The organism is Flavobacterium sp. N2820, from assembly GCF_025947285.1.
In the GTDB taxonomy this organism is placed as follows: Bacteria; Bacteroidota; Bacteroidia; order Flavobacteriales; family Flavobacteriaceae; genus Flavobacterium.
Genome location: NZ_CP110008.1, coordinates 2,041,839 through 2,055,662, shown reverse-complemented (window position 1 = coordinate 2,055,662; position 13,824 = coordinate 2,041,839). Strand labels below are relative to the sequence as shown.

At 32.8% G+C, this 13,824-nt stretch carries 9 protein-coding genes; 1 reads left to right on the top strand and 8 read right to left on the bottom strand.

Features of this window, described 5'->3' with window-relative positions; all coding sequences use genetic code 11:
- The 7 genes from mrdA to OLM52_RS09850 all read right to left on the bottom strand — a co-directional run bounded on the left by mrdA (position 1) and on the right by OLM52_RS09850 (position 8,285).
- Entirely contained in the window at positions 1–1,935 is a 1,935-nt protein-coding gene (gene mrdA, locus OLM52_RS09880) for a penicillin-binding protein 2 (protein ID WP_264548349.1), read from the bottom strand.
- Positions 1,932–2,435 (bottom strand): rod shape-determining protein MreD, encoded by a 504-nt coding sequence (locus OLM52_RS09875; protein ID WP_264548348.1) that lies wholly within the window; start codon positions 2,433–2,435, stop codon positions 1,932–1,934. The genes mrdA and OLM52_RS09875 overlap by 4 nt, the downstream gene beginning before the upstream one ends.
- Positions 2,436–3,266, bottom strand: a complete 831-nt coding sequence (mreC, locus tag OLM52_RS09870) for a rod shape-determining protein MreC (RefSeq protein ID WP_264548347.1) — start codon at positions 3,264–3,266, stop codon at positions 2,436–2,438.
- A gap of 10 nt (positions 3,267–3,276) precedes the next feature.
- Positions 3,277–4,305: a rod shape-determining protein gene (locus OLM52_RS09865; RefSeq protein ID WP_264548346.1), complete on the bottom strand. Its 1,029-nt coding sequence runs from the start codon at positions 4,303–4,305 to the stop codon at positions 3,277–3,279.
- 143 nt (positions 4,306–4,448) lie between these two features.
- On the bottom strand, positions 4,449–5,981 hold the full coding sequence (gene purH / locus OLM52_RS09860) for a bifunctional phosphoribosylaminoimidazolecarboxamide formyltransferase/IMP cyclohydrolase (protein ID WP_264548345.1): 1,533 nt from the start codon (positions 5,979–5,981) through the stop codon (positions 4,449–4,451).
- Between the two features lie 80 nt (positions 5,982–6,061).
- A complete protein-coding gene (locus OLM52_RS09855; RefSeq protein ID WP_264548344.1) occupies positions 6,062–7,360 on the bottom strand; it encodes an HTTM domain-containing protein in 1,299 nt (432 codons plus the stop codon).
- Entirely contained in the window at positions 7,341–8,285 is a 945-nt protein-coding gene (locus OLM52_RS09850) for a bifunctional riboflavin kinase/FAD synthetase (RefSeq protein ID WP_264548343.1), read from the bottom strand. Before OLM52_RS09850 ends, OLM52_RS09855 begins: the two co-directional genes overlap by 20 nt.
- A gap of 123 nt (positions 8,286–8,408) precedes the next feature.
- Between OLM52_RS09850 and OLM52_RS09845 the strand changes: the two genes are divergently transcribed.
- A complete protein-coding gene (locus tag OLM52_RS09845) occupies positions 8,409–11,231 on the top strand; it encodes a reprolysin-like metallopeptidase (protein ID WP_264548342.1) in 2,823 nt (940 codons plus the stop codon).
- 506 nt (positions 11,232–11,737) lie between these two features.
- Here the strand turns inward: OLM52_RS09845 and OLM52_RS09840 are convergent.
- Positions 11,738–13,753, bottom strand: a complete 2,016-nt coding sequence (locus OLM52_RS09840) for a M43 family zinc metalloprotease (RefSeq protein ID WP_264548341.1) — start codon at positions 13,751–13,753, stop codon at positions 11,738–11,740.
- Positions 13,754–13,824 lie beyond the last annotated feature (71 nt).

Genomic DNA, 13,824 nt, shown 5'->3' with positions numbered 1-13,824 from the left:
TTAATTTGATTCTTCTTCTTTTCTGGCTTCGCCTATTGCTGTTTCTGTCTTTTTTAATGAGTCTGTTTCTTTCTTTTGCTCAGGAAAACGTTGAAAAATAATATTTTCTATTTTTTCATATTCTGGAAGTAAGCTTCCGTTAAGCATTCGTTCTTCTAAATCTTTTCTTGTTATTTGCCCATTAACATATTTTTCAACCATTAAGGTTGCAATTGGTCCTGCCCAACGACTTCCCCAATATCCGTTTTCAATAAACACAGCAATTGCAATTGTTGGGTTTTCTTGTGGCGCAAAGGCTACAAAAATAGAGTGATCCTTTAATTGATAAGTTTTTCCGGCTACTCTAATTTTGTTTTCTGCTGTTCCCGTTTTGCCACAGATATTTAGCCCTTCAACTCTCAATCCAGCTGCGGTTCCAATTGGGTTGTTATAAACATCTGCCAATCCTTGTATCATTGGCGGAAAATATTGTTTGTCAATAGTAGAATAGTGTTTTGTGGTGAATTTTTTATCTAAAGGTTGCCCTTTTATTTTTTTTACGATGTGAGGCGTGTAGTAATATCCTTGATTTGCAACAACGGCCATCATATTTGCTAACTGAATAGGTGAGGTTAAAACTTCTCCTTGTCCAATTGAATTTGAAATAATGTATGAACTTCTGATAGGAGCACCATTGTACATTTTTTTGTACATTTTGGATGTTGGTACTAGCCCTTTACTACCGATAGGCATATCAGTACCTAAAAACTGACCCAAGCCAAAACTTTTTACATGGTTTGCCCAATTGTCTACACTGTAATACGAATTTTTATATTTTTCAATGGTTCTTTTATACGTGTTTCCAAAATAACTGTTACACGATTTATAGGTTCCATTGTTCAATTGTAAAGTGTGTAAACCACAGTGACATTTCATGAAACGACCAAAGTTTGCTCCACCATTACAATAAAAAGTACTTTGTTCGTCAATAACTTCTTCATGTAATCCAATTAAACCGGTTATAATTTTAAATGGAGAACCAGGAGGATATGTAGCTTGAAGACTTCTATCATACAATGGTTTTGAAATTGAATCGTTGTATAAAGCAGTGAAGTTTTTTGAACGTTGTCTGCCTACTAAAAGTGCAGGATCGTATGTTGGAGCAGAAACTAAAGCTAAAATTTCGCCTGATTTAGGTTCAATAGCTACAATTCCACCTCTTTTGTTAATCATTAATTCGGTACCATATTTTTGCAATTCATGGTCAATGGTTAATGTTAAGTCTTTACCCTGTTGGGCAATGGTGTCAAATGCACTATTTTTATAAGGGCCAATAATTTTATTGTGTTTGTCTCTAAGCAGGTATTTTACACCTTTAACACCACGAAGAATTTCTTCATATTCTTGCTCAACTCCTTGCTTTCCTATTAAATCTCCTGGATTGTAATACGGATTTTTATCAATGATGGCTTCATTAACTTGTGTTATAAATCCGAAAATGTTTGCGCATTCTTTCACCTGATAATCTCTTAAAGCTCTTTTTTGGGTATAAAAACCTTCAAATTTTCGTTCTTTTTCCTGAAATGCAGCATATTCCGCTTTGTTTAATTGGGATAAAAAAACAGAAGGGAGTCGGGGGCTATAAACGTTCGCTTTTTCAATTTTTTTAATAAAATATTCCTTAGAAATGTTTAATAAGTTACAAAATTCTGTGGTGTCAATATCTTTAATTTCTCTAGGAACGACCATAATATCATACGATGGCTGATTGGCAACTAATAGTTTTCCGTTTCTATCATAAATATAACCTCGCTCTGGAAAATCAAATACTTTTTTAATAGCATTGTTTTCGGCTTTAAGTTTTAAAGTTTCATCAATTACTTGTAAATAGAAAATTTTGGTAAGTAGGATAATTGAACTTACAATAATAACTGCGGGTAAAACAATTTTTCTCATCGTTTATTTGGTTTGATTAAATAGATGATAAGTAATGAAATTGTAAAAGTGAATAAAGTACTTAAGAGTGTTCTAAAAAGTACAGTTAATATCAAATCAATTCTAAAAAATTCGAAAAAGAATAAAATAAAATGATGTATAAATATCGCTAACAGTAGCAATGTTATTCGTTCGGGTGTAATCTTATCTGCAATTTTTACAGTTTGGTATTCATAACTTAGACCAAATGCAAATTTGAACAATGAGGGTCTAATGTAGGCTAAAAGTAAGGCTGCAGTTGCATGAACACCACCTGAATTTGCAAACATGTCGATTAAAATACCTAAAGTAAAACTGCTTAACAATAAAAGCGATTTATTGCTATTAACAGGATATAAAAGAATAAACAATACATAAGGATATGGATTTAGATATCCAAACAAATTGATGTTGTTGAAAATCAAAAGTTGTAGTGCTAAAAACACTAAAAACCGAATGCTATTTAAAATATTATTGTTCACTTATTTTTTTGGTGCTGCTGTTTCTACCTCTAATTGCTGTTTCTCTTTTCTCATTTTATTTTCAATAACATACACATAGCCAATAGATGTCATGTCGTTAAACAATCGAACATTAATAGTATAATAATTGGTCTTTTTATCTATAAAAATTTTATCAATTTTTCCAATTGGAATATTCTCTGGAAAAATATCAGAATTTCCACCAGTAACAATGGAATCACCTTTTCGCAATGAAGCCAAACGTGGCACATCGATTAATTGCGCAAATCCTACATTTTTTCCATCCCAAACCAATGATCCAAAATGATCAGAATTTTTGATTTTTGCATTGATTTTTGATTTGGTATTCAAAATACTCTGGATGGTAGAATAGTTTGGAGAAGTTTTTTCAATCAATCCCACAATTCCTTTGTCGTTCACTACGCCCATGTCTGTTTTAATTCCAGCAAGACTTCCTGCATTTATTGTGATATAATTTTCTCTTTTGTTGAAAGAATTTTTTACTGCTTTTGCTACAACCACATTAAAATTATTCAAGTCGTTTCTAAAAACAGTTTTAGAAGTAAGTAATGTGTCTTTTTTATTGAAAAGTAATTCTTTCAACAACGCATTTTCTGAGGCCAATTCTTTGTTTTTTTCTTTTAAACTCAAATATTCATTAGCTTCATTCATTTTCTCATACACAGTTCCTGTAACTGCATTTGCAGAATTTACATATTCACTTCTATGATACGAATGCGATTTTATGGTAAGCGATAAGGATATACCCAAAAGCAGCAAAAACAGCAATCGATAGCTGTTTTTTATGATAAAGTTAATTATTTGCTGCATGGACTATTTTTTATTTAATCAGTATTCCTTTGTATTTGTTGATGTTCTTTAAAGCCATTCCTGTTCCGCGTACAACGGCTCTTAATGGGTCTTCTGCAATGTAAACAGGTAAGTCTGTTTTTAAGGATATTCGTTTATCTAATCCTCTTAGCATCGAACCTCCACCGGCAAGATAAATCCCTGTGTTGTAAATGTCAGCAGCTAATTCTGGTGGTGTTTGCGATAAAGTTTCCATTACAGCATCTTCAATACGCTGGATTGATTTGTCTAAAGCTTTTGCAATTTCTCTGTAAGAAACGTCTACTTGTTTCGGTTTACCCGTAAGTAAATCTCTTCCTTGAACTGACATATCTTCTGGGGCATTGTCTAAATCTTCCGTTGCCGCTCCAATTTGAATTTTTATTTTTTCTGCGGTAGTTTCTCCAACAAATAAATTGTGTTGGGTTCTCATGTAATAAATAATATCATTCGTAAAAACGTCTCCTGCAATTTTAACCGATTTATCACAAACAATTCCACCAAGCGCAATCACTGCAATTTCTGTAGTTCCACCACCTATGTCTACAATCATATTTCCTTTTGGTTGCATAATATCTAAACCAATACCAATTGCAGCTGCCATAGGTTCATGAATTAAATATACTTCTTTTCCGTTTACACGTTCAGCAGATTCTTTTACTGCACGCATTTCCACTTCGGTAATCCCCGAAGGAATACAAATTACCATACGAAGCGCAGGTGTAAATAATTTTTTCTTTAACGCTGGAATACTTTTTATAAACAATTTAATCATCTGTTCCGAAGCATCGAAATCAGCAATAACACCATCTTTTAATGGACGAATGGTTTTAATGTTTTCATGTGTTTTACCTTGCATCATGTTGGCCTCTTTACCTACAGCAATAATTTTGCCAGTAATTCGGTCTCTTGCCACAATAGATGGACTATCAATTACAACTTTATCGTTGTGAATAATTAAGGTGTTTGCGGTGCCAAGGTCAATTGCGATATCCTCAGTCATGAAATCAAAAAATCCCATAAGTATGTAAAGGGTTTGGTGTTTGGTGTAAAATTGTTTTAGACATACAAAAGTATGAAAATATTCTGGAATAAATCGAAAATAAAAAGCGCATTAAAAAATATTATTTTAATGCGCTTTTTTAAGAGTTATTTTAACTTTAATTAGTGTTTGAAATGACGGATTCCTGTAAAAACCATTGCCATAGCATTGTCATTGCAATAGGTAATACTTAATTCGTCTTTTATTGAACCACCTGGTTGAATAACGGCAGTAATTCCCGCTTTATTTGCAATTTCAACACAGTCAGGAAAAGGGAAAAAAGCATCACTTGCCATAACAGCACCCGTTAAATCAAATTCAAACGATGTTGCTTTTTCAATTGCATGGCGCAATGCATCTACTCTTGACGTTTGTCCTGTTCCAGAAGCACATAATTGTTTGTTTTTTGCAAACACAATTGTGTTAGATTTGGTGTGCTTACAAATTTTTGAAGCAAACAATAAATCTTCAATTTCTTCTGCTGTTGGCGCTACATTTGTAACTGTTTTTAAATGTGCTTTTGTGTCGGTAACATTGTCTTTATCTTGCACTAAAACGCCATTTAAACATGTACGTACCGTGGTTTGTGGTAATTCAACTTCGTTTTGGATTAAGATGATTCTGTTTTTCTTTTCTTCTAAAATATCAATTGCTTCTTGGTCATAAGCTGGAGCAATGACTACTTCACAGAACAATTGATTGATTTCATTTGCTGTAGCTACATCAATTTTACCATTTGCAATTAAAACACCACCAAAAGCTGAAGTTGGGTCACCCGCTAAAGCATCTAAATACGCATCTTTCATGGTATTTCTAGTTGCTAATCCACATGCATTGTTGTGTTTTAAAATGGCGAAAGTTGGATTGTCACCTTTGAATTCGTTCATTAAATTCACAGCAGCATCAACGTCTAATAAATTGTTGTAAGACAATTCTTTTCCGTGCACTTTGGTAAACATTTTGTCAAAATCGCCATAGAAAAATCCTTTTTGATGTGGATTTTCGCCATAACGCAGAACGTTTCCGTTTTGCTCACTAATTTTTAAAACAGGTTCTTCAAAAACTTGATTGAAATAGTTAAATATAGCTGCATCATAATGTGAAGAAACATTAAAAGCTCTTGAAGCTAATAATTTTCTGTTTTCTAAAGTAGTTGCACCGTTATTTTCGGTATAAAAATTTAAAAATGCAGCATATTGTTCAACAGAAGGAACAATTACCGTGTCTTTGAAATTTTTTGCAGCAGCTCTAATTAATGAAATTCCACCGATGTCAATTTTTTCTATAATATCAGCTTCACTCGCTCCTGAAGCTACTGTTTTTTCAAACGGATATAAATCCACAATTACTAAATCAATTTGCGGAATATTAAATTCTTGCATTTGTTGCACATCACCCGCATGGTCTTGACGGTTTAAAATACCACCGAAGATTTTTGGATGTAAGGTTTTTACTCTTCCCCCTAAAATTTCAGGAAAAGACGTAATATCTTCTACAGCGACAACTGGAATACCTAAATCTTTAATAAAAGTTTCAGTTCCACCGGTAGAATAAATAGTTACATTGTTTTGGTGAAGGGCTTTAACAATTGGTTCTAAACCTGTTTTGTCAAATACAGAAATTAATGCCGAAGCAATTTTTTTTGTTGTGTTCATTATGTTGTGTTGTTTGAGTTGCAAAAGTAGGTATACTTCTTAAAATAGTCAAACTTAATTGGAAGGGATTTTATAAATTTTTATTCTAGAAGAATCCATTCGTTGTGCCAAAAATAATTCCATTCGGCTTTTGCAAAATCTTGTTTAGGATCAATTAGTGTTTTGAATTCGCCGTTATTGATATTGTTTTTGCAGTCGATAAAAATACTAATGTTTTTACCGTGATATTCTTGCTTGATTTTTTGACAATATTGCCAAATAAAATCGGGTTTAGTTGCTAAAGTTCGGGCTTGTTTAGGCGAAAGGTTTTTATGATAATCGTATGAAGTCATTTCGCCTGTATTGTTGTTTTTGATTTTAAAATTTATGAATCCGTCTCTTTTTCGCAACATCATTCGCCAGCTTAGGCGATGTCCTTCTTCTGTCCACAATACATCGCCTTCAATTAAATGATGTCGTAAAGGTAAAAGCAATTGGATGAATAAAAATGGAAGTAAAAAAAACAAGAAAATTGGTTTTCCAACGTGGTTTTCAGCTACAGATTCGTTGAAAACAGGTTTGTTCTTTAAAAATAATTTTCTAATTTTTTCAGGCGGATAAAAGAATAAACTAAAAGTCAATGCAAAAAAAGGAAAAATTCCGATTTGTAAAAAAATTGCATTAAAAAGATGAAACGATAAGGAAGCAACTAATGCTATTGTTCTTGTTTTTTTGAATAATAACAACGGAACAATTAGTAAATCAAATAAAATTCCGGCATAAGCTATAAAAAGATAAAAATACTTGTTTGAAAATAGGGTTAGAAAAAACTCGTTAGACGTTGTTCCTGCGAGAAGAATTCGGGTGAAAGTTCCGTTTAACCAATCGGGGTAAAACTTGGCAATAGCAGCATAAAAATACACTATCGCAACTTGAATAATGAAAAGTAAACTTACCCAATATGGCATTGCTTTTTGCTCCAGAGTCCTTTGCTGTTTAACATCTAGCGAAGCATATTGATTTGCGGGTAAAAAAATCATATAAAAACTAATAATCAATAATAAATAATAGTGATTGTTATAAGATGTTTTTTGCATAAAATATACACCAGCCCACAAAATTGTATAAGATATAATTGCAACTCTGTATCGATAGCCTAGCATAATAGCGATGCCAAACAATCCCATGATAATGAAATAAAAATACATTCCAAAGCCTGGTAAAGGTTGCAGCCAATCGAGCCCAATAAATGAAAATGTGAATTTAGGCGCAATTAAAACTTTGTTTACCCAACCAGTAAGGATAGCCCCAAAACTTTCGCATGCAATTAAAAACCCGAAAAAAATTCGAAAGACTATTAAAGGTGAATTGTCTATATTTTTAAAAAAAAGTTGATTCATGCTCAGCTAAATATTTTATCGAAAAATCTTTGTCTTTGTCAAGTTGCTCTTTTAAAGCTTCTAAAGATTCAAATTTTTGTTCTTTTCGGATGTATTCTAGTACCGAAATTTTTATTTTTTGAGCATAAATATCGGAATTAAATTTAAAAAAATGAATTTCTATGGTTTGTTCGTTTTCTCCAAGCGTTGGATTTGTTCCAATATTCATCATTCCATAAAAAAGAGTTCCTTTGATTTCACTAGAAACAATATACACGCCATTCTTAGGAATTAGTTTGTAGTTTTCTTCAACTTGGATGTTTGCTGTAGGATAGCCAATTATTCTTCCATTTTTTTTACCTTCAACTACTTTTCCAGAAAAGCAATAATTATAACTCAAATAATCGTTTGCCATTTTTACATTGCCTTCTAAAAGTGCTTTTCTGATTTTTGTTGAACTTACTGAAATATCGTCTATTTCTTTGGCGGAAATTTGTTCTACTTCAAAATTATAGTGTAGTCCAAATTTTACTAAATCGTCGATATTTGCACTCCTATTAATACCAAAACGATGGTCATAGCCGATGATAATTTTTTGAATATTGAGTTGGTCAACCAAAATGGTTTTAACAAAATCTTCAGCAGTTAATTTAGAAAATGTTGCGTCAAATGGATGAATGATTAACGTGTCAATTCCAAAATTATTTAGCAAAGCGGTTTTCTCTTCAATAGTATTCAGTAATTTGATGCTATTATCTTGATTTAAAACCATTCTTGGGTGAGGAAAAAAGGTAAGAACAACAGATTCATACAAACCATGTTGTGTTGCTTTTTTTAGTTTACTTAGAATAGATTGGTGTCCTAAGTGAACACCGTCAAATGTTCCTAAGGTCAAAATGGTTTTCTTTTTTGAAGAAAAATTAAAAATTGAATTGTAAGTTTTCAAATTTCTGTTTTTGCAAAGATAATTTCTTAAAGTTTATTAGGGTAGAAAAAAACTTTAAAATATTTAACATTAAGGTATTATAGTTTTCACTATTTTTGCCTATTAAACCAAATTTTATAAATAATGAAAAAAACTTTACTACTAGGGGTTTTTTCTGTTTTATCGATTAGTTTCGGTTATTCACAAACAGAGAAAGCTTGGAAATCATTTGATGGTAAAGAAGTTAAAATTGCAAAAACGGCTGAGAGAGGAACATTTCCAGCTTCGTATAAATTGATGCAATTAGAATTAGCTTCTTTAAAAAACACACTTGTTACTGCTCCAAATCGATTTGGATCAGATGTTTCTAATGTTATTATTTCGATTCCAAACGTTGATGGAAAATTAGAGCGTTTTCAAATGTATGAAGCTTCAAATTTTGATGCAGAACTTCAAGCAATGTATCCAGAAATTCGTTCCTATGTTGGAATTGGATTAGATGATAAATATGCGCAACTTAGATTAAGTTTGGATCCTAGAGGTATTCAAACGATGGTTTTTAGAGTAGGTAAATCTAATGAGTTTATGGAACCTTATTCTCAAGATGGAAAAGTGTATGCTGTTTATGCTTCTAAATCGGATAGAAAAGGTAAACTTCCATTTACTTGTTCTACAGATGATCAAGAATTAATTAGTTCTATAGAGTCAAAAACTAATTTTACTTCTCGTTCTAGTACAACTTCATTATTAAACTTTAGATTGGCAATTTCTTGTACAGGTGAATACTCAAATTATTTTGGTGCAACAAGTGCTGCGCAATCAGGATTAGTATTAGCTGCCTATAATGCAACAATGACAAGAGTTAATGGTGTTTATGAGAAAGATTTTGCTATTCATATGAATATTGTTGCTCAAACAACAAATGTAATTTATTACAATCCTGCAACTGATCCTTATTCTGATGCTGCTACAGGTGCAACAGGAGCTTGGAATGCAGAAGTTCAAAATGCATTAAGTTCTAGTCTTACAGGCCCTTCTACATCTTTAGCCGCTAATAATGCTGCTTATGATATTGGGCATTTATTTGGAGGCTCTGGAGGAGGAGGTAATGCTGGTTGTATTGGTTGTGTTTGTGTAAACGATACAGCAAGTACATCTGACAAAAATAAAGGTAGTGCATTTACATCTCCTGGAGATGGTGTTCCTGCTGGTGATACATTTGATATTGATTATGTAGCTCATGAAATGGGACACCAGTTTGGAGGAAATCACACATTTACACATACTACAGAAAATAATTCTGTTAATTATGAGCCAGGTTCTGGTTCTACCATAATGGCATATGCTGGGATTACAAATTTTGATGTTCAGCCAAATTCTGACGACTATTTTCATGCTGGAAGTATAGCTCAGGTTCAAGCTAACATGGCAACAAAAACATGTCAAACTACTGTAGCTATAACACATGGTGCGCCAGTTGTTAATGCTGGTTCAGATTGGATAATTCCAATAAGCACGCCATTTATGTTAACAGGTTCTGCAACAGATGCTGGCGGTACTTCGTCAATGTCTTATTGCTGGGAGCAATATAATGATGCTGCAACGGGTGCTGAATTGTGTAGCGTTACTGTAGCAAATCCTGCTGGAGATACTGATTGTACTCCATCTGCAACAAAAACGCTTGGAGCTAATTTTAGATCATATGACCCTACAGTTTCTCCTTCACGTCGTTTTCCAAAAATTGAATCTACATTAGCGAATTCATTATTTACACAAGGAGCTGAAATTCCTGTTGAGTTTTTGAGTTCAGTTGCTAGAACATTAAACTTCAGACTTACTGCAAGAGACAATGTTGCTGCTGGAGGTCAAACAAATTTTGATGATATGATAGTAACTGTTAGTGCAGCAGCGGGACCTTTTGATGTTACGTCACAAAACACTGACGGAATAGTTTGGACGCCAGGAAACACAGAAACTATAACATGGTCTGTAAACAATACAACTGCACTTGTAGGTTCTGCAAATGTAGATATCTTACTTTCTACAGATGGCGGATTTACTTATCCAACTGTTTTGTTGGCAAATACGCCAAATGATGGTACTCAAGTAATAACTGTTCCAAGTGTTACTGCAGCAAATTGTAGAGTAATGGTTAAGCCAACAGGTAATATTTATTATGATATTAATACAAAAAATATCGCAATTGGAAATTATACTTATCAAGCTCAAAATGTTTGTTCAGATTATGTAATTAATTTTGGTGGTTTAGCAATTCCTGAGAACTCAGGCTCATTCGTTGGTTATGGTGTAGCTGTTCCAGAGTCATTTACATTGACAGATTCTAATTATAAAGTTGAGCTTACTCATGGAGATATTGGTTCAGTGTTCTTAGCCGTGAGACCAGCACATATTGCAACAGGAGTTACTCAGTTTTTTAACGGTTCTTGTGATGGTACTGCAAATATGAATTTAAACTTTGATACTTCTGGAACAGCATTAAACTGTGCAGCTTCTACTAGTGGCGCTAACACTATTCCACCAGTTGCAGCTTCTGTGGGAGCAATTAATGCATACAATGGAAATTCAGCTACAGGTACTTGGTATTTGTTTTTTACAGATATTGCTGTAGGTGATGGAATAACTGGTACAATTGAAAAGGTTACTTTCAATCTTTGTAGAGCAGAATTGGTTCCAGTACTTTCTTCTGAGAGCTTTGGAATTAATGATTTAGTTTTATATCCAAATCCTAATAATGGAAACTTTAACATTCAATTTACTTCTACAACTGGTAATGAAATTAAAGTTAATGTTCATGATTTAAGAGGTAGAGCTATATTTAATAAATCGTATACAAATAATGGACTTTTTAATGAGTCTCTTGAATTAAGCAATGTTCAATCTGGAATTTATATGGTTACAATTGAAGATGGTGCTAATAAAGAAGTTAAAAAGATAATTATTGAGTAATCATAAATTATTATATAAAAAGGGTAAAGATTTAATCTTTACCCTTTTTTTGTGCCCTGTATTGACTTTTTTTCTTTTCGGACATAGATGTTTCCTCATATTATGATATAAATTTTACTTTTGATATATTGAAACTTAATAGTTATAACTCACTATTGATACAAGTTTTGTGATGATTTAATGAAAGGTTTGAAAAGATGTAAACTTTTGTTGTAAACCAATGTTTTACTTGTTCTAATTTCAAAAAGAGGGATTATCGGAGCCAAATTTTTGAACTAATTATACTTTTCAATATTCCAAAAGAATTGAATTTAACTTAATTTAATTACTCGTGTTTAATACTGTTGTTAACCACAAATTTACTTAAATATTGTTTTTGCCTTGTTTCTGGTGTTAGATGAAGCTATTTTATTTAAATTTTATATAGTTGTGACTGCGTAGAAGATAAAGCAAAAAAAAAGAGAACCAATTTCTTGATTCTCTTTTTTTCTATTATAAAAGTTAGATTAGTTTTTTACAAATCTTAATGTTTTTAAACCAGCTTCTGTTTGTAGTTTAATGAAATAAACTCCTGAAGACATGCTTGAAGTATTTATCGAAAATTCAGAATTTGTCGACTTAGATTTTTCAATGGTTTGTCCAATATTATTGAATATTTCATAGTTAATGTTTGTGCCGAATTCAGAAGGTACAGATACATTTAAAATACCATTTGTAGGGTTTGGATACAATGAAATAGCATCTAAATTAAAGCTATCTGAACTTAAAGATGCATTTGTAAATGATGTAGATTGAACATTTGTAAACGTTCCACCAGTACCAACTGTAGTAGCTCCTGCATTTGTTTTAACTGTCCAGCTTCCGCTTCCATATGTACAACAAATCCCGTCTCCATATGCATCAAATATAGTAAATGTGTAACATCCTCCTGCTGGTAAGGTCATGGCTAAATTGGTAACCAATGGTTGAGTCGTATTGGAACCAAGATCACTATAAGGACCACCATTATATAATACTGTTCCAGCTTGGTTAGTAACTTGCCATGTGGTTTCAGAACCATATCTGTCTCCAACTATGTCCAATGTAAAAGTTGTATATGGATAATCAGTTGGAGGTGTAGATGGAGGAAAAGAGAATGTTCTACTTGCAGTATTGTTTGTAGCTCTTTGATCAGTTCCACCATTTACACTTGCTACTGATGCATTAAATGTTCCTGAAGTAGCAACAGTAGTAATTGTTATGATTTCATATTTATTAGGAGCTAAATTACCTGTCCAATTGTAAGTTGTGTTTGTACCACCATTTACATTGTAATTAATTGCAGCTGAAGTTAAATTAGAAGTTCCTCTGTTGTATAAAATAATTTTATGTGAATTTCCTACGCAAGGATTGCCTCCTGTAGTACAATAAGTTTCAATTTTTACTTCTGCATCATTTGCAAATAAAGGAATAGCGATATCTTTTACAGAAGTTTTTAAACTAGCTCTTCTTGCAGCGTTATTCATGATAACAACCATTCTGTCTTTTTGATTCTGAGTGAAAATATTCATACATGAATCATCGGTATAATCCATATAGTTTTCAATCATATCATTTCCTGGTGCTGAACAAGAATTTGTTCCTGCAGGACAACCGAAGTTTGCAGCAGCAGCAGCAGGTGTATCAGCACAAAAATCATCAACAGCACATCCGCCGTCTCCCCAAATATGTCTTAATCCTATCCAGTGACCAACTTCGTGTGTCATTGTTCTTCCTTTATCGTATGGTGCTTGGAAACTACCTGATGCTAAATCTGAACTACCAAAAAATCTATAGCCAGCAACAACACCATCTGTATTTGCAGCGCCACCTGATGGGTTTAAACCACCTAAGCCAGAGCCATCAGGAAATTGTGCATAACCAAGTAAACTTCCATCTGTAAAATTAACAGACCACATGTTCATGTATTGTGTTGCATCCCAAATAGTTGCTGGTTTAACAATTCCGTTAATATCTCCTGTTGACCATGAAGCTTCACAAAGATTTACTCTGTTGATACCATCAGTTGGATTTCCATTTGGATCAACTTTAGCTAGTGCAAATTGTACTTGTGTGTCTACTCCAGCACCAAAACCAGGTGTTCCCATCATTTTTCTAAAATCCTGATTCATAACCGTGATTTGAGACGCTACTTGTTCATCAGTTATGTTCTCGTTTACCCCATATGCATCTCCATTATGAATTACGTGAACTACAACAGGAATAGTAATAATTCCACCACTTTGAGATGCTAAAGTGTTATTTTTATATTCAGCCATTAATGGTGCTAACCACGCTTCAAATTCGGCTTCTGATTTTCTTTTTGGGTCAATTGATTGTAGATATGCTTCATATTCGTCAGTAGCACATCTAATATGTCCGTCAGGGGAGATTTTGTCTTTAGAAATTGTTTTACCAAATACTTTCGGTGTTTTTTTATCTTCTTGAGCGGATAAAATGGAAACACTTAAAAGCAGTAAAACTGTTAAAGTAATTTTTTTCATTTTATTGATTTTTAAGGTTAATTGGCTAAATTAATAAATATTTTTTAATTTTTAGCAAAAAGTATGGTTGT

What these genes read in the sequence shown, in the direction of transcription:
- OLM52_RS09865 (WP_264548346.1), bottom strand. Translation starts at nt 4,305, where the DNA reads ATGGGATTTTTTGATTTCATGACTGAGGATATCGCAATTGACCTTGGC.
- mrdA (WP_264548349.1), bottom strand. Translation starts at nt 1,935, where the DNA reads ATGAGAAAAATTGTTTTACCCGCAGTTATTATTGTAAGTTCAATTATC.
- OLM52_RS09840 (WP_264548341.1), bottom strand. Translation starts at nt 13,753, where the DNA reads ATGAAAAAAATTACTTTAACAGTTTTACTGCTTTTAAGTGTTTCCATT.
- purH (WP_264548345.1), bottom strand. Translation starts at nt 5,981, where the DNA reads ATGAACACAACAAAAAAAATTGCTTCGGCATTAATTTCTGTATTTGAC.
- mreC (WP_264548347.1), bottom strand. Translation starts at nt 3,266, where the DNA reads ATGCAGCAAATAATTAACTTTATCATAAAAAACAGCTATCGATTGCTG.
- OLM52_RS09855 (WP_264548344.1), bottom strand. Translation starts at nt 7,360, where the DNA reads ATGAATCAACTTTTTTTTAAAAATATAGACAATTCACCTTTAATAGTC.
- OLM52_RS09845 (WP_264548342.1), top strand. Translation starts at nt 8,409, where the DNA reads ATGAAAAAAACTTTACTACTAGGGGTTTTTTCTGTTTTATCGATTAGT.